The sequence below is a fragment of the Fibrobacter sp. UWB11 genome (genome assembly GCF_900143015.1).
Classification (GTDB): domain Bacteria; phylum Fibrobacterota; class Fibrobacteria; order Fibrobacterales; family Fibrobacteraceae; genus Fibrobacter.
In genome coordinates this window covers 1,026,657-1,049,826 of the sequence record NZ_FSRT01000001.1, presented here as the reverse complement: position 1 = coordinate 1,049,826, position 23,170 = coordinate 1,026,657, and the positions used below count along the sequence as shown (strand labels likewise).

At 47.0% G+C, this 23,170-nt stretch carries 21 protein-coding genes; 9 read left to right on the top strand and 12 right to left on the bottom strand.

What is annotated here, in order from left to right; translation table 11 throughout:
* Positions 1-11 precede the first annotated feature (11 nt).
* The 5 genes from BUQ91_RS04495 to BUQ91_RS04475 all read right to left on the bottom strand — a co-directional run bounded on the left by BUQ91_RS04495 (position 12) and on the right by BUQ91_RS04475 (position 5,226).
* On the bottom strand, positions 12-542 hold the full coding sequence (locus BUQ91_RS04495) for a hypothetical protein (RefSeq protein WP_074208304.1): 531 nt from the start codon (positions 540-542) through the stop codon (positions 12-14).
* On the bottom strand, positions 542-871 hold the full coding sequence (locus tag BUQ91_RS04490; RefSeq protein ID WP_254842243.1) for a DMT family transporter: 330 nt from the start codon (positions 869-871) through the stop codon (positions 542-544). Before BUQ91_RS04490 ends, BUQ91_RS04495 begins: the two co-directional genes overlap by 1 nt.
* A 60-nt stretch (positions 872-931) precedes the next feature.
* Complete coding sequence (locus tag BUQ91_RS04485; protein ID WP_074208302.1) at positions 932-1,891, bottom strand: FISUMP domain-containing protein; 960 nt, start codon at positions 1,889-1,891, stop codon at positions 932-934.
* 176 nt (positions 1,892-2,067) lie between these two features.
* Positions 2,068-3,480 carry a glycine--tRNA ligase gene (locus BUQ91_RS04480; protein ID WP_074208301.1) on the bottom strand — a complete coding sequence of 471 codons (1,413 nt, stop codon included), beginning with the start codon at positions 3,478-3,480 and terminating at the stop codon, positions 2,068-2,070.
* 219 nt (positions 3,481-3,699) lie between these two features.
* Positions 3,700-5,226 (bottom strand): InlB B-repeat-containing protein, encoded by a 1,527-nt coding sequence (locus tag BUQ91_RS04475; RefSeq protein WP_074208300.1) that lies wholly within the window; start codon positions 5,224-5,226, stop codon positions 3,700-3,702.
* A 286-nt stretch (positions 5,227-5,512) separates the two neighbouring features.
* Here BUQ91_RS04475 and hflX point away from each other — a divergent pair, with 286 nt between their 5' ends.
* On the top strand, positions 5,513-6,706 hold the full coding sequence (gene hflX, locus BUQ91_RS04470) for a GTPase HflX (RefSeq protein WP_074208299.1): 1,194 nt from the start codon (positions 5,513-5,515) through the stop codon (positions 6,704-6,706).
* Positions 6,706-7,305 carry a phosphatidylglycerophosphatase A family protein gene (locus tag BUQ91_RS04465; protein ID WP_074208298.1) on the top strand — a complete coding sequence of 200 codons (600 nt, stop codon included), beginning with the start codon at positions 6,706-6,708 and terminating at the stop codon, positions 7,303-7,305. Before hflX ends, BUQ91_RS04465 begins: the two co-directional genes overlap by 1 nt.
* 99 nt (positions 7,306-7,404) lie before the next feature.
* On the opposite strand, the gene BUQ91_RS04460 is transcribed toward BUQ91_RS04465, so the two are convergent.
* From BUQ91_RS04460 to fabF, 3 genes are all read right to left on the bottom strand, one after another.
* Positions 7,405-8,811: a sodium-dependent transporter gene (locus BUQ91_RS04460; RefSeq protein ID WP_074208297.1), complete on the bottom strand. Its 1,407-nt coding sequence runs from the start codon at positions 8,809-8,811 to the stop codon at positions 7,405-7,407.
* A gap of 20 nt (positions 8,812-8,831) precedes the next feature.
* Positions 8,832-9,737 carry a YfiM family protein gene (locus BUQ91_RS04455; RefSeq protein ID WP_254842241.1) on the bottom strand — a complete coding sequence of 302 codons (906 nt, stop codon included), beginning with the start codon at positions 9,735-9,737 and terminating at the stop codon, positions 8,832-8,834.
* A 77-nt stretch (positions 9,738-9,814) separates the two neighbouring features.
* Positions 9,815-11,059: a beta-ketoacyl-ACP synthase II gene (gene fabF / locus BUQ91_RS04450; protein WP_072828052.1), complete on the bottom strand. Its 1,245-nt coding sequence runs from the start codon at positions 11,057-11,059 to the stop codon at positions 9,815-9,817.
* A 268-nt stretch (positions 11,060-11,327) separates the two neighbouring features.
* On the opposite strand from fabF, the gene orn reads away from it, so the two are divergent.
* Genes orn through lgt form a run of 3 tightly spaced genes read left to right on the top strand, consistent with a single transcriptional unit; the run spans position 11,328 to position 14,124 of the window.
* Positions 11,328-11,867 carry an oligoribonuclease gene (gene orn, locus BUQ91_RS04445; protein ID WP_072828053.1) on the top strand — a complete coding sequence of 180 codons (540 nt, stop codon included), beginning with the start codon at positions 11,328-11,330 and terminating at the stop codon, positions 11,865-11,867.
* A gap of 4 nt (positions 11,868-11,871) precedes the next feature.
* Entirely contained in the window at positions 11,872-13,218 is a 1,347-nt protein-coding gene (locus BUQ91_RS04440; RefSeq protein WP_074208295.1) for a penicillin-binding transpeptidase domain-containing protein, read from the top strand.
* Positions 13,219-13,251: 33 nt separating this feature from the next.
* Positions 13,252-14,124, top strand: coding sequence for a prolipoprotein diacylglyceryl transferase (lgt, locus tag BUQ91_RS04435; protein ID WP_074208294.1), 873 nt, complete (start codon positions 13,252-13,254; stop codon positions 14,122-14,124).
* On the opposite strand, the gene BUQ91_RS04430 is transcribed toward lgt, so the two are convergent.
* Positions 14,111-15,805, bottom strand: coding sequence for a hypothetical protein (locus tag BUQ91_RS04430; protein ID WP_074208293.1), 1,695 nt, complete (start codon positions 15,803-15,805; stop codon positions 14,111-14,113). The two genes, lgt and BUQ91_RS04430, sit on opposite strands and share 14 nt — an antisense overlap.
* 158 nt (positions 15,806-15,963) lie before the next feature.
* On the opposite strand from BUQ91_RS04430, the gene BUQ91_RS04425 reads away from it, so the two are divergent.
* Together BUQ91_RS04425 and BUQ91_RS04420 are read left to right on the top strand one after the other, a co-directional pair.
* Positions 15,964-16,563: a TIGR01440 family protein gene (locus BUQ91_RS04425; protein ID WP_074208292.1), complete on the top strand. Its 600-nt coding sequence runs from the start codon at positions 15,964-15,966 to the stop codon at positions 16,561-16,563.
* 112 nt (positions 16,564-16,675) lie between these two features.
* Positions 16,676-18,313 carry a transporter substrate-binding domain-containing protein gene (locus tag BUQ91_RS04420; RefSeq protein WP_074208291.1) on the top strand — a complete coding sequence of 546 codons (1,638 nt, stop codon included), beginning with the start codon at positions 16,676-16,678 and terminating at the stop codon, positions 18,311-18,313.
* 63 nt (positions 18,314-18,376) lie between these two features.
* Here the strand turns inward: BUQ91_RS04420 and BUQ91_RS04415 are convergent, their stop codons facing one another.
* On the bottom strand, positions 18,377-19,171 hold the full coding sequence (locus BUQ91_RS04415) for a hypothetical protein (RefSeq protein ID WP_074208290.1): 795 nt from the start codon (positions 19,169-19,171) through the stop codon (positions 18,377-18,379).
* A complete protein-coding gene (locus tag BUQ91_RS04410; RefSeq protein WP_074208289.1) occupies positions 19,168-19,923 on the bottom strand; it encodes a YkgJ family cysteine cluster protein in 756 nt (251 codons plus the stop codon). The genes BUQ91_RS04415 and BUQ91_RS04410 overlap by 4 nt, the downstream gene beginning before the upstream one ends.
* A gap of 106 nt (positions 19,924-20,029) precedes the next feature.
* Between BUQ91_RS04410 and BUQ91_RS04405 the strand changes: the two genes are divergently transcribed.
* Positions 20,030-21,466, top strand: a complete 1,437-nt coding sequence (locus BUQ91_RS04405) for a tetratricopeptide repeat protein (RefSeq protein WP_254842240.1) — start codon at positions 20,030-20,032, stop codon at positions 21,464-21,466.
* Positions 21,463-22,734, top strand: a complete 1,272-nt coding sequence (locus BUQ91_RS04400; RefSeq protein ID WP_072828061.1) for a hypothetical protein — start codon at positions 21,463-21,465, stop codon at positions 22,732-22,734. Before BUQ91_RS04405 ends, BUQ91_RS04400 begins: the two co-directional genes overlap by 4 nt.
* A gap of 2 nt (positions 22,735-22,736) precedes the next feature.
* Here the strand turns inward: BUQ91_RS04400 and BUQ91_RS04395 are convergent, their stop codons facing one another.
* Positions 22,737-23,168, bottom strand: coding sequence for an acyl-CoA thioesterase (locus tag BUQ91_RS04395; protein WP_074208288.1), 432 nt, complete (start codon positions 23,166-23,168; stop codon positions 22,737-22,739).
* Between the last annotated feature and the right edge of the window lie 2 nt (positions 23,169-23,170).

Below are 23,170 nucleotides of genomic sequence, written 5' to 3'. Positions count from 1 at the left end.
CTTCTCAAATTTTATTCGCAATCGAGGCAAGTCCATTCGACAACGCCATCGCCATTGCCATCAAAACGTTCACGCGTGTATTTTTCAATGTCGATGAGGAATCCTATTTCGCCGGCATTTTCGGTGCAACAGCCATCGCAATCGCTATCGGAGCACATGTCATAAACAACGGCGTCAATCGTCGAACCGTTCATTCGCAACCGGAACGTTTTTAACTTGTACTTCTCCCAATCCTTTTCATGAACAGCAATGATGTTGTGCTGACTCACCCATTCTTCGGTCATTTGACCTTCAACGCCAGCAAAGTAACCCGCCCAGGTGCAGCCATTGTACTCAATGCATTCTTCACTATCCGGTTCCGGCCAAGAAGTGTACCACGTGAGATTTGCCTGATGCCAAACAGTGTCTGCGCTCAGCGCACTTGATGAAGAAAACACGCTAGATGATGATTCCGCAGAGTTCCATACCTGAGAAGAATTTTCATCCGTACAAGCGACAATTGCAAGCACACCAACAACAGCCAACAACTTCAATTTTTTCATCAATGCACATCCATTTTAGAGAACAGATTCAACACAACTACACCCGAAACAATCAGGAACAAGCCAATATAAGCGCCAATATCAGGCACCTGCTTAAAGGCTACAATTCCGATTATAGTAATAAATGCAACCCCGAGTGCAGACCAAATCGCATAAGCGATCGCAATCGGAATAGCTTTTAAGCACACGCTCAAAAAATAGAGCGCAGCTATATAGCAAACGAGCGAAGCAACCGTTGGCACAATACGTGTAAACTGTTCCGAGAATTTTAAAAGCGTAGTCCCCGCCGTTTCGCAGACAATCGCAAGCAAAAGCATCAAATAATACAATTTCGCACCTCCATCTATTACAAAATAATAAATTTCAGTAGAAATTATTCAAAAAAGAAACTATTTCATGATGCAACGTACATAAAGTTCAGATTCTTTTCCCATTTTTGTAACAACAGCATATTTTCCATTGACATCATAACAAAATGCGTTTCGAAAATTTGCATTTTCGTCAGATTGTAAAAAGAAACAAGCTTTATCCATCAAGTAAGCCAAGTTACCTTCAAAATTTTTGTCATATACCCCACTATCAACTTGAAAAGAAAAACTATAAATATTATCATTTTTTGAAGAATCTTGATTATTCACAAACAACGGTACTTCATAATAACGAATTTCACCAGGAATTTCACCACATATATCCCTGGTATATGAAATTTCAACTTTGGCACCTACAGAACGCATCAATTTTTCGACATCAACACTTGTAGGCAAACGATAATCACCAGAACAAACTTCTTGTGCCTTATCATAAGACATCAATGAACCAAACGACTTGCAGTTTTCGTCGTCATCATTTAAGCAACGGCCCTTACCTTTTGCATTTTCAGAAAACCAAGTCTGTGAACCTATTTTGACAGCCCTATAACGTTCATTTCCGACAGTCGCCATGCAGCGATGAACTGTAGATGGCTCAATTGAAGCGAATAACGTATCATATTTGAAAGCAACCCCAAAATCTGAACTTACATTTATAAATTCGCCATTTTCGTCTTTCAACAGATATGTACCTACTTCACCAAAACAACATATGGTATCTTTAACGGCAAAATCTTCATAAAAGCAAATTGTATCTTTTAACTTTTTATCAGATATGAGCAATTCATCATCAGAATAACTTGGCAAAGACCTTTCACACTCCAAAAGTGCAGAATCATCAAGAACTAAATTTTTTTCAGAAGAACTAGAATTACCTGCTTCAACAGAATTTGCATTAAACGAGTCACTTGCATTAGAAGATTCGCCACAAGCGACAAGTAAAAAGGAAGATAATGCAAGAGTCAAGATTTTCTTATTCATGGTCGTACCTGATTCATTTAATCAATATATATTTATCTAAATACCATGCTTTATTTTTCTTGTAAATTATAGACAACAACAAATCATTACACAGCAAATAATTTTCATTAAAAATTCGAACAAAAAAAAGAACCCGCAATGAACGGATTCTTTTTTAAGCTTTTTGGGGCGTCTGATTAACAGCCGAGCTTTTCGAAGAGGTAAGCTTCGAGCTTATCGATAGCGACAAGTTCCTGCTTCATGGAGTCGCGTTCGCGAACAGTCACGTAGCCGAGCTTTGCCGGATCGGATTCACCCTCGCCAACAGTGTCGAAGTCAACAGTCACGCAGAACGGCGTGCCGAGTTCGTCCTGACGGCGGTAGCGCTTACCGATGGACTGCGTTTCGTCGTATTCGACGTTCCAACGGTTGAGGAGCTTCTGGTAAAGTTCTTCGGCCTTTTCCTTGACCTTGCCCTTCTTCACGAGCGGAAGCACGGCAACCTTGACCGGAGCAACCTTCGGATCGAAGTGGAGCACAGTACGTTCGTCGTTTTCGAGCTTTTCGACTTCGTAAGCGTTGCAGAGAAGCACGAGGAGCAAACGTTCCACACCGAGAGACGGTTCGACAACGTACGGGATGTAGCGCTTGTTCTGGACCGGGTCGATGTATTCCTGCTTGACCTTGGATTCGTTCTGGTGCTGCGTGAGGTCGTAGTTCGTACGAGAAGCGATACCCCAGAGTTCGCCCCAGCCGAACGGGAATTCGTATTCGACGTCGGTGGTGCCGTTACTGTAGTGAGAAAGTTCTTCCTTGGCATGTTCGCGGAGGCGGAGCTTTTCACGCTTCACGCCGAGATCGTTCACGAGCCATTCGAAGCAGTACTTGCGCCAGAAGTTGTACCAGTCGAGTTCAGTACCCGGTTCGCAGAAGTATTCGAGTTCCATCTGTTCGAATTCGCGAGTACGGAAGATGAAGTTACCCGGAGTAATTTCGTTACGGAAAGACTTACCGATCTGACCGACACCGAACGGGATGCGCGGACGGACGTTATCGACAATGTTGCGGAAATCCACGAAGATACCCTGAGCGGTTTCCGGACGGAGATAAACCTTGTTGCCTTCGCCTTCAATCACGCCGATTTCAGTCTGGAACATGAGGTTGAAAGCACGCGGCTTTGTCCAATCGGTCTTGCCGCAAGTCGGGCATTCGATCTTGTTGTCCACCATCATCTGGTGAACTTCGTCAAAATTCTTGCCAGCGCAGCAGCCTTCGCCAAGCTTTTCTTCGAGGAGCTGGTCAGCGCGGAAACGTTCGTGGCAAGCGAGGCAGTCCACGAGCGGGTCAGAGAAGTTACCCACGTGGCCAGAAGCCTTCCAAACGCGGGGGTTCAAAAGAATAGAGCTATCGAGACCAAGCACATCGTGGCGGGAAGTCACGAACTTCTTCCACCAGAGATTCTTGATGTTGCGCTTGAGTTCCACGCCATACGGACCGTAGTCCCAAGTATTGGCGAGGCCGTCGTAAATTTCGGAGCCGGGGAAAATGAAGCCGCGGCGTTTGCAGAGGGAAATGATGTCCTTGAGGGCATCCTGAACTTTCTTTGCCATTATATATCCTTTATCGGCCGTGCCCAAGAGGCGTGTTTTGGCCGGACTAGGAACCTACCTGGATGATAGGCCCTGACGGGTGCAAAGATAGTAACTTTTGCAAAAAGGCGAGCGAAGCGGGGGTGCTTGCACACCCATTTCCGAGCCCAGCAAAAGGCGTACAAAGTACGCCAAAAGCCTCGCCGAAGCGAGGTCTTTTCAAAGAGGTTTATGCAAAATTTATCGGATATTCACGACTTTCTGATGCGTACCGACGCGGAGCAAGTAAGAACCGCTGCGAGGTACATTCATCGAGAAGTTCGCAACATTGGCAAGACTACTGTAAATCACGCGGCCCTGCATATCAAACAAACTCACCAGCGAACCAACCTTTGCACCAGAAATTTGAAGGCTACGGCCATTAGTAACAGCAGAGAACTTCGGAGCAAACGCAATTACCGGCAAACCGTTAGGACCAGGATTGTAGCGGGTCCACATTCTGTTATGGCAAACGAAAACAGCCTTAAGAGTAGAAACGTAATACGTCATGTTTTCGCGCTTGACGGTGCAGCTCGGCAAATCTTCTTCAGTTGCTACAGCTTCGACAACAACATCTGCGATGCTAGAAGAAGACTTTGCGCTACTGGAAGCAGGTTTAGACGATGAACTTGCCGGTTTTGCGCTAGAACTAGACTGTTTTGCGCTGCTCGAAGAATTTGCTTTAGCAGAGGAGCTCGATGCTACAGCACTGCTAGAGGCTGGTTTTGCACTAGAGCTAGAAGCAACTGCGCTACTAGAGCTTGAAACGTCATTGCGAGAACTCGAAGAGTTCGAAGCAATCTCCACGCTAGAACTGGAAGCTACGGCGCTACTAGAAGCAGGAGCAACGCTGGAGCTAGAAGCCACAACACTACTGGACGAAACAGCAACATCACTGCTAGAAGCCGGAACTACACTAGAGCTTGATTCCACGGCGCTGCTGGACGAAGCGGCAACATCGCTACTCGAAGAAAGCGCAGCAGCACTAGAGCTAGATACAACATCGCTGCTAGAGCTTAAAACGTCATTGCGAGAACTCGAAGAGTTCGAAGCAATCTCCGCGCTAGAACTTGATACTTCTGCGCTACTGGACGAAACAACTTCAACATTCGAACTCGAAGATGCTATAGGCACGAAATTTGCCGAAACGAGTACATCGAAATACGGCATATCAAAAGAGCAACTTCCGTCGACACGTGCGGTATCCTTAACACAATCTACAAATGTACTATCATCCTGTTTCTTGCTTACGGTGATAGATTCGGTGATATAACCATCTGATGGATTCGGCGTTACAGTCACCTTCGTTCCCGGCTTTGTACGGTCACGAGTGCGGTCGTTAAATGTAATTAAAACTCTTCCGTTATCTGTACTATTCACAACAAGTGAATAACGTAACGATTCATACGAAGCCTTCACATATACATCATGATCAGGCATCAAGAAACGCGTTTCTTCTTTCGTTGTAGTAGAAACTCGCTGCTGATTCGGAAACATGCCGTATTCATCATAGACAGTAAAGCCCTTAAAGACTTTTCCGTCGGGAACAATCGGCGTCACGTCGAGCCATGTACCCGCAGCAGCCTGAGTTACAGCCGTTTGATTCAACAAAACGTTGAATGACTGTTCTTCATTGCTTCCTACTTTATTAATTTTGTATTCTTGAGCGTACACGCTTACAGCAAACGCAAGCGTAGCCCCCAAACCAAGGCAGATATTTTTCCTCATACTCACTCGTCCTATTTTGTGCCTTTAAATTTAGTATATAATTTTTAAAGTGATTAAGTTCACAATTAACGAAAGATTACAAATAAGTAATTTGTATACAAATAAAAATATCAATAAATCCAAAACAACATAAATAAAGCCATTGAAATTTTCACAACAGCATAAGAGAAAGTAAACAACGCATTACATAAACATCTTATAGAATACGCACTTCAAAAACAGTTCACCGCCAAAGGGCGATTAATTTTTGATATATTATTAAAGCAACTTACGATCTACTATATATATGGAAGAACCAAGAAAAAAAGGCATCAATCCCGTCGAAAACAAGAAAGAACAGGAACGCTGTATTCTAGTGGGCATCGCCACTCCCAAGATTCGTTCTTGGCTTGCTGGCGAACAGCTCGCAGAGCTGGGGCGACTTGCAGAAACCGCAGGCGCTATTGTCACCAGGAGTTTTTTACAAAGAGTTCAGAACTTTAGCCCAGCAACGCTCATTGGCGAAGGCAAGGTGAATGAAGTCAAGCGAGCCCTCGAAGAAGACAATGCCAAGATGGTCGTCTTTGACGATGACCTCTCGGGATCACAAGTGCGCAATCTCGAAGAACGCATGCCCGGCATCAAGGTTCTCGACCGCACCGGTCTTATCCTCGATATTTTCGCAAAACACGCAGTGACTGCGGAAAGCCGCCTGATGGTCGAAGTCGCGCAATTGCAGTACATGATGCCGCGTCTCACCGGTGCGTGGACGCACCTTTGCCGCCAGCACAATGGCGGCATCGGCACCAAGGGGCCGGGCGAGACGCAGCTCGAAACAGACCGCCGCATGATTCGTAAGCGCATCCAGGAACTCAAGAAAAAGCTTGAGAAAATCGAAGATGCACGCGAACAGCAAGCCGACAAACGCACAGACATTTTTCAAGTCGGCATTGTCGGTTACACGAACGCAGGCAAATCTACGCTAACAAACCGTTTGACGGGTGCTGACGTCTACGTTGAAGACAAACTCTTTGCAACGCTCGATAGCACCACGCGAAAGCTTTATCTCGATGGTGAAAATATCATCCTCTCCGATACCGTCGGATTTATCCGCAAGCTCCCCCACAACTTGATAGAAACGTTCAAGAGCACGCTCGGCGTTGCCGCCCATGCGGACTGCATCTTGGAAGTCGTTGACGGAAGCGCCCCGGATTACCGCGACCATCTGGAAGTCACACACAAGACGCTCGAAAGCATTATCGACAAAGACACGCCGCGCCTTCGCGTTTTCAACAAGGTCGAAGTCGCCGACGAAGCACGCCGCACGGAACTTTTACAGAACTATCCTGACGCCATCCAAATTAGCGCCAAGGAGAACATCGGCATGGAACGCTTACGCGCAGCATTCAAGGAACAACTTGAACGCTGGCACGAAAAACGCGCCGCCGCCGAAGAAAAAGAAAAGGAAGTTGCAGAACTGCCGTGGCCGCCGGAGGAATAATGAATAAACAAGAACTTAAAGAAAAGTATGGCAAGAAGCGCGTTCCGCACGAATGGCGCAAGACAGACAAGATTTCTACGCTGATTACGACGTTTTTCGGTTCGGGAATGAGCCCGAAAGCGCCCGGCACCATGGGAAGCCTCGCCGCAGCAATTGTCGCCTACCCCATAGCAATTTTTTCACAATCGCACTTAGGGCAAGACGAAGTTTTCTACATCGGGGGCGATAATTTTGGCATTCTCATAAGCCTGACCTTCCTTGCAGCCGCATTATTCGTTTTTTTTGCAGCCATCCCATTTGTGAAAAAAGCGATGAAGGATACCGGCACTGAAGACCCCGGCTGGATTGTGATTGACGAAGTCTGCGGGATTTTCATGGCACTAGCATTCGTTCCGAGCGATGTCATTATACACAGCCCTTGGATTCTCGCCATCGCATTTGGTTTGTTCCGCTTTTTCGATATTCTCAAGCCGCTTGGCATCCATAAAATGGAAAAACTCCCCGGAGCTTGGGGAGTCATGGCAGACGATCTGCTTGGCGGAATCTATGCCGGAATTTCGCTTTTCCTAATCATAACATTAACTGTTTTGCTCGGCTAAAAAGGTGATGCCCGCTCGGAGTCGGAGGCGGGCATGACATACAAACAACGCCCGCGCAGTTCATTCTGGCGGGCATGACAAGCGATTAGCTAAACTATTTTATTCAAAAATCTTGTTGTACAAGCTTGGTGCGAACTTTTGCATGTAGCCGAGCACGAAAATCACAGAAATGATAATCGGCAAGCCCCACTTGAAGTAAAGGTGCAAAATCTTCAACTTCGGGAACTTCATACCTACACCCAGATTTGCTTCGCCAATGAACTTAAACTGCCCCCAGCCATAGCGGGAATTGCAGAACAACACAAAGATAAGCGAACCTAGCGGCAACAGCGTATTCGAAACAAGGAAGTCCTCCAAGTCCAAAACGCAGCTACCAGGACCAAACGGTTCAAAGCCCGAAAGCACGTTAAAGCCGAGCGCACACGGGAGCGACAAAATCGTAATTGCGACAAAGTTCCACTTCACCGCCTTCTTGCGTTCCACATTGCGCACATCCATCCAGTAAGCAACAATGTTTTCGAACACGGCAACAAGCGTCGAAAGAGCCGCAAAAGACATGAACAGGAAGAACGCCGCACCGCAAATACGGCCTGCTGGCATCTGCGCAAACACGTTCGGGAGCGTTGCAAAAATAAGCCCCGGACCAGCATCCGGCTTGAGTCCAAACGCAAAGCACGCCGGAATAATGATAAGCCCAGCAATCAAAGCGACACCTGTATCAAGCACGCAAATGTGGGCGGCTTCCGTCAAGAGAGAATGTTTCTTCTTGATGTAGCTTCCGAAAATGCTCATAGAGCCAATGCCGATACTCAGCGTAAAGAACGACTGACCAAGCGCCGCAAACACAACCTCACCGATTCCCGCTTCCTTGAGTTTTGCGAAATCCGGCAGCAAATAGAACCTGAGGCCTTCGCCCGCACCCGGGAGCGTGAGCACGCGAATCATCAAGATAAGCATAATGATAAGGAGCGCAGACATCATTGTCTTCGTGATGCGTTCCACACCGCGCTGGAGTCCAAGCGCCACAATCGAAAGCCCAGCAAATGTCGCCACAACCATCCAGAACGAGAGCAAGGGGCCATTTCCGAGCATATTCGTAAATTCAGCACCAACTTCGGCAGGCGACAAATGCATGAGGTCGCCCATCGTCACCATGCGATAGAAGTAATAGAGCATCCACCCCGTCACCGTCGTGTAGAACATCATCAAGAGGTAGTTACCCGCAATCATCGGGACGCCTGCATAATGCCACTTGTGCCCCGGCTTTTCAAGGATAGCAAACGAACGGCCCACACCGCGCTGAGACGAGCGACCCACAGAAAATTCCATCACGAGAATCGGGAACCCAAAAATCAACAGGAAGAAGAGGTAAATCAAAACGAAAGCGGCACCGCCGTACTGCCCCGTAATAAACGGGAAGCGCCACACGTTGCCAAGTCCAATGGCACATCCAGCTGCAATCAAGATAAAACCTAGACGGGACTTAAAGTTTTCTCTTTCTGTCATCATTCACCTCATGCTCAAATCTAGAATTTGATGGGATACAGCAAATACCAGTGGAACTCAGGATACACCTGGATGGTCGGCGCCGGGAATTTAAAATAGTTCAACGCCTTGACAATCGTACGTGCCAAACGACTCTGCGGACGGAATGCCTCCAAGTCATAATCGAGAGCGATATAGACTTCACGATGTGGATGCGGTTCCTTGGTAAACACCTTCTCGTCAATGCTAAGCCCAACAGCAAGAGCAAGCCAACTCGGATAATACTTGCGAGCAGCCTCCGGCAGCATCCTATACGGCTTAAACGAAACCCAGTACGTATGGTTCACATAGTCATCCGTAAAAACGCCACCTGATGTATGGCTTTCCTTATCATAATAAGCATTGGAATTAATCCAGTAGCTCCACTTCAAATCGATATATTTAAAGACAGGCACATAACGTTCTGCCATCGGCAAGAATCCGCCAAGCCCGCCCGAGAGCACATCGAAAATGCTAAAGCCCCACTCAGGAGCAAAACCATCCTTGATGTCAATTGCAATATGGGTCGCCAAAGCCGAAAGCCCAGCAAACAAATACGACTGGAATTCAGAAGCTCCCGCCCATCTATACCCTTCGTAAAAGAACTCACCCAGAGCTACGCCCGCAGCAAAATGTCCGAACTTGTCGAGATTTAACGCATAGTCAAAATCGTTTTCCCAATGAAACCCGCGTTCATCATTGTCCCACCAACCTTTCTCAAAGACCAACCCGTAGGCAGCCCCATAGGCAATCAAGGTGAGCGAAGCAACGCCAAAAAGTTTCCCCGCTTCGATATGGGGTTTAATATCTGTTGAATCTTCACTTCGATAATCCCAGGTGGAATCACGCCACGTAAGCGGATCCCCTGGAGACGACAAAGCTGCCGCCGGGAATACCAGCGACAGCATAAGCAAAAACGCACAAATTTTAGCGTTTATTTTACGAGAAGCGAAAGAGCCAAAAGCAAAACTATTGGCCTTACGCATTAATTCCTCGCAAAAATAATAACTCCATTTTGGCCTCCGAAGCCAAAGCCGTTGCTCATAGCGTAGTCAATCTTCTGATTTTCAGCACCATTAGCGCAGACGTTGAGATGAATTTCCGGATCCTGTTCGAACACGTTGAGTGTACCATGAACCTTCTGATTCATAACAGACATGATGGTCACTACGGATTCGAGAGCACCTGCAGCACCCAGGCAGTGGCCGAGCATGGACTTAGACGAATTGACCTTGAGGTTTTCGAGAGCCGATGCAGAGGACTGCTTGAAGAGCGTTTCGATGGCAGAGCATTCTGCAATGTCACCGAGCGGTGTGGATGTACCGTGCGTATTAATATAGCTAATATCTTTAGCTTCGATACCTGCTTCCTTCATGGCATTGGCCATTGCGAGCATAACACCCTTGCCATCCGGACGCGGAGCAGAGATGTGGTGAGCGTCAGAGCTTGCACCTACGCCAGCAATACGAGCGAGAATCTTTGCGCCACGAGCCTTAGCATGAGATTCGCTTTCGAGAACGAGAACTGCAGCACCTTCACCAATCACGAAACCGTCACGATCCTTGTCGAACGGGCGGGAAGCAAGTTCCGGAGCATCGTTACGCTTACTGACAGCCTTCATGCTGGTAAAGCCAGCGAGGCTGAGCGGGTTCACCGTTTCATCGGCACCACCAGCGAGCATCACGTCGCAACGACCAAGACGAATCATGTCGTAAGCATTGGCGATGGAGTGGTTGGAAGTTGCGCAAGCGGAGGTCACCGTGTAGGACGGGCCCATCCAACCAGTCTTGTTGCAAACTTCGCCAGCCGGCATATTCACGATAGCCATCGGAATATAGAACGGGGAAACGCGAGACGGACCACGAGTGCTAAGAGCCACAGCGGCATCATAGCAATACTGCAAACCACCGATACTGCTACCAATGATAGCACCGCAACGTTCCGGATTTTCGTTTTCCGGAGCGATACCAGCCTGGTTCAGAGCCTGGAAAGCAGAGTAAACGGCATACTGGATGCAACGAGAGAATCTAGACTGATCTCTGGTGCTGTAGATGCCAGAAGCGTCGAACTCGCGGATTTCGCTTGCAATGCGGGATGTGTAAGCGGAAGCGTCGAAACGCTGGATGGTAGCGATGCCAGACTTGCCCTGGAGCAAATTCTGCCACAATAAATCGGGGGAGTTTCCGAGAGAGGAAACGCAGCCCATACCTGTAATAACAACATTTTCCATAATGCGCCAAATATAACAAAAAAAAAGGTAATATTTTCGTAAGAGAGCGAAGAAAAAGACAATTTGTAGCAAAAAATTACATTTTAGCAAAGTTTTTTGTAACTTTTGACTAATTTGTCCATATATATAGGATTTTCTTTTATTTTTATCACAAAACACTTACAATGATTATTAATCAAAAGTCATTAGTCATTGGTTATCAGTTGATTTGAAATGACACACCAAAAGGCGAAAATGACATTTCAAAAAAATGCTATTATTCACGCGTATGCCAAAAAGTTCTCGAAATTTAGTTTGGATGGACCTAGAAATGTCTGGTCTCGATCCAGAAAAAGATGTCATTCTCGAAATAGCGACCATTGTTACCGACGCCAATTTGAATATTCTCGCCGAAGGACCTGTCATAGCCATTCACCAGCCGGAAAATGTTTTCGAAAGCATGGACGAATGGAACACACGGCACCATAACCAAAGCGGTCTCGTCGATCGCTGCCGCCGTTCGCAGTATTCCCTCAAGGATGCAGAACTCGAAACGCTCCGTTTCATCAAGCCTTTCACAGAAAAGACAAAAAACCTCCTTTGCGGAAATTCCATCACGCAAGACAGGCGCTTTTTGTACAAGTACATGCCCGAAATTTCGGAATGGCTCTGCTACCGAAACGTTGACGTAAGTTCCATCAAGGAACTCACATTCCGCTGGTATCCAGAGTTCGAAGAATTCCAAAAAGAAAAAAGGCACGAAGCCTTGAACGACATCCGCGAAAGTATTGCCGAACTCGCCTACTACAGAAAGACATTCTTCAAGTAACTCCATGGAAAGACTTCCCTACGCTCAACGAATGCGCAACCGCTGTATTGCGATTACCGTTCTCGTTACGATTATCATTGCGATTGTTCACTGTTCCACCAAAGACGATACCTCATCGGGGCCTGTCGAAAACGCACACGATATCATCCCCGTTCCTGTAGAAGAAACAGACACCAACGCCTTCTACGATAGTGTCGCCACGGAAAACATCGAAACCGCGAATCCAGAAAATGCAAACGGACTTGCCGCACTGACCGGAATCGAAGACAAGGACTTCGACAAAAGCAGTAACGCAACAGCCAACAATAGCGCAAACGAAGTTTCGGAAAATGTCCGCGACACACTCCATATCAAGTCGCAGAAAGATCCGTTCCTAGCCGACAAAATCGACATTTTGCTCCGCCGTTACCATCCGGATTTGGGCATCATTCTCGTTGTCGACACAAAGACAAACGAAATTCTTGCCTGGGGAGAACGCCGCGACGGGCGTGTACAGAACAAGCCTGACTGGATTGGACGCCCCACCTTCCCTGCCGCATCGCTCGCCAAACTCGTGACAATCGCTGCAGCCATGGAAAGCAACCGGTATTCGCTCAACACTCCCATTCCAATGATTGGGCGCCACCATACGCTCTACTTGAACCAACTCCGCGTTCCCGAAAAGTATAAAGGTCCAACGATGGAACTTTCCGAAGCATTTGCGCGTTCCGCAAACCCGCCCATGGCAATAGTCGGAAAATCCGTCGGTGCAAAGCGATTGCTTTCTGCCGCAGCAAAGCTCGGCTACAACAAACGATTCCCGGGCAACGCACCGAACGCATCAAGCTACACAGCCCCGGACACGGGTTACGGCCTTGCCGAAGTTGCCTGCGGTTTTACAACCTCGACAACACTTACGCCGCTTCTTGCCGCGGCGCAAGTCCGTGCAATCCTTACAAAGAAGCCGCTTGAAATTCCATGGGCTCGTGACATGGCACCATTCGCCCCGCAAAAAAAGCTCGCCCTTGATGTTGGCAAATTCAGCGAAAACACCTACTACGGCCTACGCGAATCCATGCTCCGTTCTGTAACGCAAGGCACCGCCCGCAAGCACATGTCCACAAAGAACATGGCTCGCAAAAATTTCGATGCACTCCGCCTCGGCGGAAAAACAGGCTCCCTCGACGGAACCGACCCCGCCGGGCGTTACGACTGGTTCATGGGCTTTGCCGAATCCAAGGCGAACCCTAGCAAGTCCATTGTCGTTATCGTGATGCAAATGCATAAAGAAATTCGTTCGCAACCGGCAACTCAGGTCGCAGCGACAGTCATCAACTATTGGGCTCATCAAAACCTAGAGCTCAAAAAATAATTTAGATTTAAACACAAAAGAAGCAGGAATATTATGGAATTATCTTGGTGGAACTTAATCCCGACTTATTTCGATGGAATTGCATTCACGATTCCCTTCATTGGTTTTCCGGTTCATTGGTATGGAATCATGTACATTTTTGCGTTCGTGACCGCCTACCTCACCATGTGGAAAATCAGCGAAAAAGAAAAGCTTGGCTACACCAAGGATCAGCTCGATAACATATTCACCTGGATTATCGCAGGCATCTTGCTCGGCGCCCGCCTCGGCTACGTATTCTTTTACAAACCGGGCTACTATCTTTCGAACCCGCTCGAAATTATTTTGCCATTCACGCACGATGAATTCGGCAGCCACTTTGCCGGGATTTCGGGAATGTCGTACCACGGCGGTCTCATTTTGGGAATTGTATTCTTCTGCATTGGCGCAAAGCGAAACAAACTCGACGTCTGGAAAACATTGAACCTCGCCATGCTCGCAGCTCCGCTCGCCTACACCTGGGGCCGCTGGGGAAACTTCATCAATGGCGAACTTTTCGGAGAAGCAACAACGAGTGCTATCGGCATGTGGTTCCCGCTAGCCCACGACAGCACTCTTGCAAACCCGATTCTCCACCACCCGAGCCAACTTTACGAAATGATTTTTGAAGGGGTCGTGCTGTTCGTCGTCTTGTACAACTTGCGCAAGATTCCTAAGCTCCACGACAAGATTCCTTGCCTCTATTTGATGGGCTATGGACTGTTCCGATTCTTTATCGAATTTTTCCGCAAGCCGGATGCACACCTCGGACGCGTTGATCTCTTTGGCATGAGCCGCGGACAGACGCTCTGCTCCGTAATGATTCTCGCAGGCCTTGCGTGGATGATTTACCTTTTCTACAAAGAAAAGAAAGCTAATAACCCTTAAACAGGTTTTCCCAAAGGTTGCGTTCTTCTTCGAACTTTTGGGCAAACTGCTTGCTGACGTGCTTGTAGACCGTCTTGATGTGTTCCGCCAATTCATCGGTCACATACTTTTCAGCTTCGGAATCATCGGTGCCGGTCTCATTCATGAGTTTGGACCATTGGCTTTCCTGATTCTTGCTTCCCAGCGTAGACGATAACGACGAATCCTCATAGCACTTGTTGTTCAAGTAAATTCTCCAAACAGAATTCGGGATTTTCTCCAGAATATTCTTAAGGAACGGTTCGGCGTTCGTCGAATAACCGTAAGAATTACCGATCAAGCAAACAAGCGGCACATTGATAATACGCTCGACATTGACACGACTCCAAGATTCGTCTGTCATTTCGAGAGTAGCGTTATACAAATCTTCGGCAGGTTTCGGTTCGTTGTAGAAATTGTCAATTCCCAAATGCGCATCACGCAAGCGGTCGAGATAGTCCGACAACGCAGAAGATTCATCCACTGGAGTACTTTCGGAAATTCCAGCGTTTATCGCCGATGCAAGCGATGATGTCTTCCCATCCATACCATCAGCGTTTTTCGACACTACATTAACATTATCGACTTCGTCTTGATCGTCGTCCATCACAGCTGAATCAAACGACGGAGAAACACGGAACTTGTGATAGAACCTAATGTTACCTTCTTGCGACTGGAAGTATAGCGCCTTGTAACATTCATTGTCTTTGAACAAATTCGCCAAGGCCCTGTAAGCACGGTGCCTTGCACCACCCGATGTAAACTTACCACGATGGATAGACACAAAGCAGTGGAATGCACGTACGCAACCATTCGTATCGATTACCGTAATGCCATCATAATTGAGCATCGAGATGAACATCTTACGGATAAAATTCTGTTCGTACAAGTCGCGGTACGACTGCGAGTCCAACATGGAGTCCGGCTTGATTTGCATTTCCTTGTAGTCTTCAAAAACTATCTTGCCGGCATCAAAATTTTCGTCTTCGTTACCATTCCAGGACGGGTCCACGAACAAGCAAATAGTTCCATGGACTTCCCTCTTGATTTGCGAAAATAGGCCCGCCCAAAATCCCTTCGGGTACGAGTCCAAGTCCTTGTCTTCTAAATTGTCCGAAAATTCATTTTCATCCAGGTCAAAGCGAATGAGCAAGTGATCACTCACGCCCGCAGGCGTATGCGAGTTTATGCAAATTTTGGAACGGTTCACACATTCAATCAGCAAAAAGCCTTTTTCGAGAAGCGCACGTTCCGTTTCGCCAGCGTTACCCAAGTCCGACTGGAAAACTCCGACCTGGATAGACGAATCCACCTTTTCACGAGCAGGCATCTGCTGGATAATCAGGTCACAGTCGCTCTTGCAAAAATGAATGACATCCTTCAAGCATGCCTTGACTCGTTCCTTGAACAAATTTTCTAACGCATCACCCGAAAAATCATAAATGCGGCGGTTCCAGCCCATCGGCGGATTACCGTTTCCCATGATGATTCTAAACGTGAAATGATCATTTTCTTCTTGGTAGTGCGGGACACTCGGCAAAATTTCAATAATAGCATCAATAACCGCTTCCTTCATCTCAGGAAGTTTTCGTAAAAAGAAATCTTTGATTTTCTTTCGATCAAGTCCAACGACACTTGAGGAAATGTCTGAATCGTCACTCATATGCTACCAAAGTACATGATATAATGTAATATAATTATAATATACATTGCTACGGGGCTCTTGAGGAGATATGCTTTTTATTTTTTGCTCTAAATTAACCTATTTCACACACAAATCAAAAAAAACTATCTTTACAGCAAATTCAACAGGAGCAAAAAATGGCAGGAATCACTTACGAAATTGACGACAAGAGCATTGTTGAGCAAATCAAATCCGATGCCATGAACGTCGCTACAGAACTTGTCGAAGTGGCGAAGCTCAAAAAAGGCGACATTGTAGTCATTGGCTGTAGCACCAGCGAAACATTAGGCAACCAAGTCGGTAGCCACTCCGTCCCGGAAGTCGGGAAAGCAATTTACGAGGGACTTCAAAGCGTTTTCGGGCCGCAAGGTATCTACATCGCAGCCCAATGCTGCGAACACCTGAACCGAGCCATCATCATCGAGCACGAAGCAGTCCCGAATGCAGAAATCGTAAACGTTGTACCACAGCCAAAAGCAGGCGGCTCCTTCGCTACCGCTTGCTACGCAAGCTTCAAGGCTCCCGTAGCGCTAGAACATATCAAGGCAAACGCAGGAATCGATATCGGCGGGACCCTTATCGGTATGCACCTCCGCGAAGTCGCCGTGCCCGTCCGTTTAAAGCAAAATCACATCGGAAAGGCTATGATTATCGCCGCCCGCACCCGTCCAAAATTCATCGGTGGCGAACGCGCCCACTATAACGAAAGCCTCAAAGACGGATACCCAGAGTTCTAAACGAAAAAAAGTCTTTACACTTGCAATGGTGACCGGTTAATTCCGGTCACATTTTGTTTGAATAATATTATGTTTTTGTTGCATTTTTCTTCAAATTTCTTACATTTAACGTATGCGAATACGTTATGTAATATTCAATATTTTCATTGGCGCACTACTTGCAATTAACACTGGATGCAAAGGAACATCCAAGGATCAACTGACCTCGGCTTCCAAGGCAAACTCCCCCAAATACACCATTGGAGTCGAACAATCTTCTAGCATCCAAGCATCTATCGAAAAACAGCTTCCCAAAGCAAATATCAAACCCTATCCGGATTTGATTACAGCATACTTTGCACTCCAGGTAGGCGAAATCGATGCCCTCGCCTACAACGAAATCGTCCTCTATCACACCTTTAACGACAGCATGAGCGGACTCACCTATATCCCAAACGATATAGATATTCCTAATGAAATCGTTATCGGCATGAACAAGCACAGTTCCATCCCGGACCTCAAGGGGATTATCAACAAGCTCATTGACAGTTTAAACGCTGCAGGGACTTTAACCGAGCTCAACGACCACTGGAACAAAAATTCAAAAAAGAACCCGCTCATCAGCCCCAAGAAAAACGATTCGGAACAAGTTTTGAGAATAGCAACATCAGCCGATGTACCGCCATTTTCCTTTATAAGCGAAAATCAAATTATGGGCATCGACCTCGACATCATTAAACTTCTCGAAGAAAAGCTCAACGTCAATGCAACGATTATCAAGACAGAGCGCAATAAGCTCGTAAATGCACTAAAGAACAACGAAGCGGACCTCATCATTTCGGCATTCACAAAAGCGGACGAATATACAGACGACATCGATTTTTCGAAGCCCTATTACATCGGAAAAACAGCATTTGCTGTCCGCCAGGACAACTTCAATAAAGAAGAGTCTTTAAGCAAAGTACCTAAAATGACTTATCTCGAGCCGAAAAAGCCCGATGAAATATACAAGCTAGCCGACTTGTCCGGAAAGTTTGTGGGTGTTCAAACAGGAACAACTCTTGATGAGCAAGTCCAGCAGCTGATCAAGCTTCCGCGCATCCAGTACTTCGCGCACATTCCCGAAATGACAAAGGCTCTAGAACAAAGAACTATCGACGCTATCGCCGTAGACTATTCAGTAGCAGAAACAATCCTCAAGAACCATTCAGACTTTTCCATTTTAAAAGACCGTTTGAACAAAGACGAATTCGGAATCGCCATAAGGAAAAATAGTCCGCTCAAGGCAAGGATCGATTCGAGCATCAGTGTTTTGCAAAAGAAAGGCGAAATCAGGCGAATCAAGGAGAAATGGTCTAAGAATAAATCTGCCGTAAGAGTCATGCAACAGGACTGGATCGGAAACGACACACTAATTGTCGGCACAGAAGCCCTGTATGCCCCTTATGAATTTTACCAATGGGGCGAACTTTCGGGCATCGACATCGATATCATGTACACGATCGGCAAGATGCTCAACAAGAACATCAAGTTTGCCGACATGAACTTCGACGTTCTGATTCCGTCCCTCGTAAACGAAAAGACGGACCTTTGCATTGCGGCAATGAGCATCACTGAAGAACGCAGCAATTCTATTGACTTTTCGATTCCTTACGACAAGAACGAATCTGTAATTGTGGTACACACGCCGCAGCATGCACTCGAAAAAATCAGCGATTCCACCGGAGTGTTAAGCCGCCTGTTCCAGAATATACAGAACATTTTCAATTAGCGCATTTGGCGGCTTTGCCGCGATTATTTCAACTCCGAATTCCACATTCCGAATTCGTAATTGCTACAGAGCCTTGTGGTGGCGCATGGCACGGATATTATGCGGTAGCACTTCCTTGTGCCACTTGATCCATTCATCGTAGTAGATATAACGTTTTTCGCGCTGGCGGAACTCGCGACCGTGAACAACACGACGCCCTTGGCGTTCTTCGACCGGAATCACGATATGCAAACATTCATGATAAACAACGCCCGCAATTGCGTATAAAGGACAATTGGCAGCATCGTACCCGCGGCTAATGCTAATCAGATGGAAACTTTCGCCGGTCACCGGATCTTTACGCACCGAATGGAAGCTTAAGCCCCCTACTCGATTACTCCATGTGATACGGCATGTGAGCGTTCCATCAAAATAAGTGTTGTTAATGGCAGCGAGCACATCCGTCAAATTGTGATGTTTCCCTTGCGGTCGGATTGGCGGTAAACGGCCCTTGCTTGCAAGAGGAGCCTCGCCTTTATCTGTAAAAATTTGGTCAACAGCCTGCCAAAAACGATTTACCAAATCCCTGATGGCCGCCTTGTTCTTCTGCGTTTTGCGACGCACCGCATGTTCAGCCCATTCAGCCGCAAGTTCACGAGCTGCGGCAAACTCAGGAGCCTTCATATACGCAGGCAGCAAAACCTCCGGATGGCCAAACAAGAACCCGCCTTTACAGCGAATGCTCTTTTTCAACAGTGGATTGTATTTAAAATGCACCAGGCCATTGGCAGAACAATCCGGCGACGGAGCCTTGACTTCGGGCGGTGTTTCTGTCGGAACAAATCCGAACAAATCCAATTGGCCATCATTCTGGTTCACGCGCCCAAGACTCCTTCATAGCCATTTAGCGCAAGAAGACCGCCAAAAAAACTCTCCGGCAGTTCTAGCGCTGCATAATGTTCCGAGATACCATAAACGGCATCTTCAACAACATCTGGCATATAAACTATATAGCTATCGTTTTTTTCGGTCTGGAGCATATCGGGCGTGCAATACTGCGGATCAGTCTCGCTAAAATACATGCGGCAAGAAACCGTCCGCAACGGGTAGACCGTACAATCCCCCGCCATATCCGAAAACGGGCAAGAACGCCACCACGAAAAATAGTCATGCAGCGCCTTATCTTCGGCATCATCTTCAGAAAAACCTTCTTCCTTGCGAGATTCAAAAAGCGATTCAAATTTGTCCGAACGCATTTGACAAGCCTCCATCAAGGACAAGAGGTCGTCCCTCTTGCGGAGCTCGCTGTACATGAAAATCAGTTCAAAAGGTTCCACCGACATCGGGTAATGGTGGCAACAATTTCCACAAGCAGGCCTACACTGGATGGGTCGCGGCTGTTGGACAAGCACAGCCTTTAAATACAGGTCATAAGCCGTATGATACGCTTCAGTAAACTTGAGTATTTCGGGCAACTGCTCCCGCAAATTATCGGGACCAATCGCAGACTCGCGCCCAAGCGACGCGGCAATCGCATCAAGCCTATCCCGTTCCACTCTAAGCAGAGTGGACAGCCGCATTTCGGCAATGCGGTAGGCCTTGGTCGGAAAATACTCTTTATAAGCATTCATCGAGCGCAAATATATTTTTTTACGAGATTACCGTAAAAAAACGCGCAATAAAAAAAAGCTGATTATTCATTTTTGTAAGAATGAAGTTATTTTATTGTACGGAGTAATGAAAAAATATTCTTTCAGGACTGGCATTATGAGAAAAATTTCGCAAGGCAAATGGATGAGGTCTGCAGCCATCGCATTGACTCTTTGCGTTGCAGGTTGCAATCTGTTCCACCCGACAGGCAGCCGCGATGCCGAAAGTGACGATTCAGCGGCCCTCACTCGAGATGGCTACCTGGAGTTCCAGAAGTCGAACTACGATTCAGCACGCAAATTTTTCAACAAAGCTATACGTGCAGACTCGGGCAATTCCGAGGCTTGGATCGGGCTTTCAAAATCCGTCCTGAAGACTCAAGATGGGCTTAATGTTTTCGAGCTCGCCTCTTTAGCGCAAAAGACTGAAAAAGACGGCAAGAGTTCTAACGGATTTCTCGACATGAGCGATGCGAAAGCCGATAGCATTTCGAGAGGAATCGATTCCGTCTTGTTCTACCTAGACAAATTTATTGCCCGCGACACAACCGACAGAACCGACAAGAAAGTTCGATTCAGCACCATCGCAGACAGCTACACCATCCTCCAGCTCACCAAGGCTGCCCTCCGCATCAGGAACGTCCATACCCAACTCACGAACGTTGTCTCGGCCGACAATGCCGGTATGATGGTGAACCTCAATACGCTCAACGATCTCGGAGACAGCCTCAAGCCGTTCCTCAACGACATGGCTGCAGCCGCCGAAGCCATAAAAGCCTCGCCAGAAAGCGCTGCCGAAATTATCAAGGCATACCTCCCCGACTCCACACGAGATGCATTTAACGACGAAGATTATGCAGACATTTCCGTCGGTCTTGCAAATACAGTCATTGAACTGAACGACAGAGCCCAAACCGTTGGAGAAGACCGCAACGACGTGTTCTTCAAATTCGGAAACCACATCGATGATGATGGTGACGGTTGTGTAGACGAAGAAGTTGTCGACAATTACGATAACGACGGTGATGGAGAAGTCGATGAAGATGCTCGCGATTACCGCACCGTTGTCTTAGTGAAAAGACCTCAAAACTACGCAGAACTCGTCGCACAAGGAATGGACCCGAAAACATACGACCTCACCAAAGCCCAAGTCGACACACTCAAGTTTATTGGGAGTTACCAATCGGTCGATATCAACATGGACGGTACGTTTGGCCCTGCCGATAGATCCTTACCCGAAGAATACTGGCAACCTTTAGACGAATCGGAATGGCATTACGTTTATAGAGACCCGAATATGCGAGATTCTCTTGACAACCATCTGCTCAAGTTCGCCATTGATTTATCATTCCCCGGAAAAGATCTTGACGAAAAGATCAAAAATAAGGAACTTATCCGCAACGATACCAATGTGAACAACATTAAATACAACTTGCAAAAGCGTAAAGAAATGGTCGGCGGATGCTGGAAATACTACACTGAAGAACAATTCCTCCAGTGGTTCGAAGGGAGAATTGTAAAATGAATAAACTATCAATACTTGCAATTTTCGCTTGTGCTATCGGAATCGTTTCAGCAAAATCGCCAACGCACTTTTCGCTCCGCGCAGAATCCATGGGTGGTGCACACGTTGCCGTTGTAGATGACAAAGAAGCTCTCCACTACAACTACGCAGGCTTAACTCAAATTAACAAACTCGGCAATTTCGAAAAGCGACCGGAACAAGGTTATTATCCGCGCAACTGGATCGGCGACATGCGAGTCACCTTCGGTGGCGCAGGTGATATCTTCGCATTCCTTTCAACGTATGGCGATGTCAAAGACGTTCAGGACCTGTACCGAAGGGCTCAAGACGAAGCCAACAGAATAACCCCAACGCATCCTCAAGTTTCAAGTAAAACAAGTGCAATTCTCGATTCACTTGTCAAAAATCCGAAGTACGTCAAGACTATCTCTTCATACGACCATAAGGCGTTGGAAGCGAGAGTGAAGTTTGATGCTGAACTTGCGTTCCACAATTTCGGAGCAGCGTTCTGGATGAACGGAAGCGTTGCACCATACATTGATGCAGGCATCATCCTCCCCTATGTCGTCGTTGACACATTCATTATCGATGCAGTCGCGCAGATGGGTGGAGCCTACGAAATCATTCCCAATCAACTTTCCGTTGGCTTGGGAGGCAAGATCGTCAAGCGCCACAAGACGAACATGGTAACACTGGGCCTTGCGAACTACAACACCATTGCAGACACCCTTAAAGACCAATTGGGCGATGCGACAGATGATTTCTTTGATTCCAAGACGTTCTCGTTTGGCCTAGACTTGGGCGTGCTTTACCAGTTCAACCGCGAGATCCGCTTCGGTGCATCTTTGCGCGACATTTACTTCAAGTCTCTTGCAGGCGAAACGCTCATTCCGAACTTTACCATCGGTGCAAACTACAGCCCGAGATTCATGAACAGCAACACCGGTTTTGGACGCAAGTTCAACGTTGCCGTAGACTTTGCCGACATGTTCAATAACGAACGAAACTACAAGTTCTTTACGCACCTGAACTTCGGTTTTGAACTGGAACAGACTCTTGCGGCATACCCAGGCCTCAACAACGAGATACGATTCCTCGTCTTGCGCATTGCAGGCGGTTTCAGAGGCGGTTACCCCTCAGCAGGTATCGGAGTTGAATTCCTGAGATTCTTCTCGATTGAAGCCGCTACATGGGGCGAAGAACGCGGATATTACACCGGTCAAGACGAGAACAGAATTTACATGGTCCAAGCAAGTATTGGATTCTAAAATTACTTGACTTGGAATCTATCCTTGATTTCTTGCGGGATGGCGAATGGCCGTCCCTTTTTCATATCCATGAGGACCCACTGCGTTTCGGATTCGAAAACGACCTTGCCATCGGAGACGCGTTCAAAGCGGCACTTGCGGACGCTCATCACTTTACTGTAACTAGCAACCCATGTAGTTCCACGGATTTCATCACCCAAGAATGCCTGATTCTTGTATTCCACGAACTGCGTGTGAATCATCCAACCGCAACCTAACTGATACATCACATCCGTTGCACCAACGGAATCAGAATGAGCTATCGAAATATCCTGGACCCACTGTACCGCCCAAACGTTGTTCATGTGCTTATTTTCATCAATCATTTCGGGAGTAACCTTAAAAAGCTTTTCAAACTTCACCGGGTTCTCATTTTCTTCCATTGCAACAGCCATTA

What these genes read in the sequence shown, in the direction of transcription:
- BUQ91_RS04440 (WP_074208295.1), top strand. Translation starts at nt 11,872, where the DNA reads ATGGAAAGACTTCCCTACGCTCAACGAATGCGCAACCGCTGTATTGCG.
- BUQ91_RS04465 (WP_074208298.1), top strand. Translation starts at nt 6,706, where the DNA reads ATGAATAAACAAGAACTTAAAGAAAAGTATGGCAAGAAGCGCGTTCCG.
- fabF (WP_072828052.1), bottom strand. Translation starts at nt 11,059, where the DNA reads ATGGAAAATGTTGTTATTACAGGTATGGGCTGCGTTTCCTCTCTCGGA.
- BUQ91_RS04480 (WP_074208301.1), bottom strand. Translation starts at nt 3,480, where the DNA reads ATGGCAAAGAAAGTTCAGGATGCCCTCAAGGACATCATTTCCCTCTGC.
- BUQ91_RS04425 (WP_074208292.1), top strand. Translation starts at nt 15,964, where the DNA reads ATGGCAGGAATCACTTACGAAATTGACGACAAGAGCATTGTTGAGCAA.
- BUQ91_RS04455 (WP_254842241.1), bottom strand. Translation starts at nt 9,737, where the DNA reads ATGCTGTCGCTGGTATTCCCGGCGGCAGCTTTGTCGTCTCCAGGGGAT.
- BUQ91_RS04495 (WP_074208304.1), bottom strand. Translation starts at nt 542, where the DNA reads ATGAAAAAATTGAAGTTGTTGGCTGTTGTTGGTGTGCTTGCAATTGTC.
- BUQ91_RS04485 (WP_074208302.1), bottom strand. Translation starts at nt 1,891, where the DNA reads ATGAATAAGAAAATCTTGACTCTTGCATTATCTTCCTTTTTACTTGTC.
- BUQ91_RS04395 (WP_074208288.1), bottom strand. Translation starts at nt 23,168, where the DNA reads ATGGCTGTTGCAATGGAAGAAAATGAGAACCCGGTGAAGTTTGAAAAG.
- BUQ91_RS04430 (WP_074208293.1), bottom strand. Translation starts at nt 15,805, where the DNA reads ATGAGTGACGATTCAGACATTTCCTCAAGTGTCGTTGGACTTGATCGA.
- hflX (WP_074208299.1), top strand. Translation starts at nt 5,513, where the DNA reads ATGGAAGAACCAAGAAAAAAAGGCATCAATCCCGTCGAAAACAAGAAA.
- BUQ91_RS04410 (WP_074208289.1), bottom strand. Translation starts at nt 19,923, where the DNA reads ATGAATGCTTATAAAGAGTATTTTCCGACCAAGGCCTACCGCATTGCC.
- BUQ91_RS04420 (WP_074208291.1), top strand. Translation starts at nt 16,676, where the DNA reads ATGCGAATACGTTATGTAATATTCAATATTTTCATTGGCGCACTACTT.
- BUQ91_RS04475 (WP_074208300.1), bottom strand. Translation starts at nt 5,226, where the DNA reads ATGAGGAAAAATATCTGCCTTGGTTTGGGGGCTACGCTTGCGTTTGCT.
- BUQ91_RS04400 (WP_072828061.1), top strand. Translation starts at nt 21,463, where the DNA reads ATGAATAAACTATCAATACTTGCAATTTTCGCTTGTGCTATCGGAATC.
- BUQ91_RS04460 (WP_074208297.1), bottom strand. Translation starts at nt 8,811, where the DNA reads ATGACAGAAAGAGAAAACTTTAAGTCCCGTCTAGGTTTTATCTTGATT.
- orn (WP_072828053.1), top strand. Translation starts at nt 11,328, where the DNA reads ATGCCAAAAAGTTCTCGAAATTTAGTTTGGATGGACCTAGAAATGTCT.
- lgt (WP_074208294.1), top strand. Translation starts at nt 13,252, where the DNA reads ATGGAATTATCTTGGTGGAACTTAATCCCGACTTATTTCGATGGAATT.
- BUQ91_RS04405 (WP_254842240.1), top strand. Translation starts at nt 20,030, where the DNA reads ATGAAAAAATATTCTTTCAGGACTGGCATTATGAGAAAAATTTCGCAA.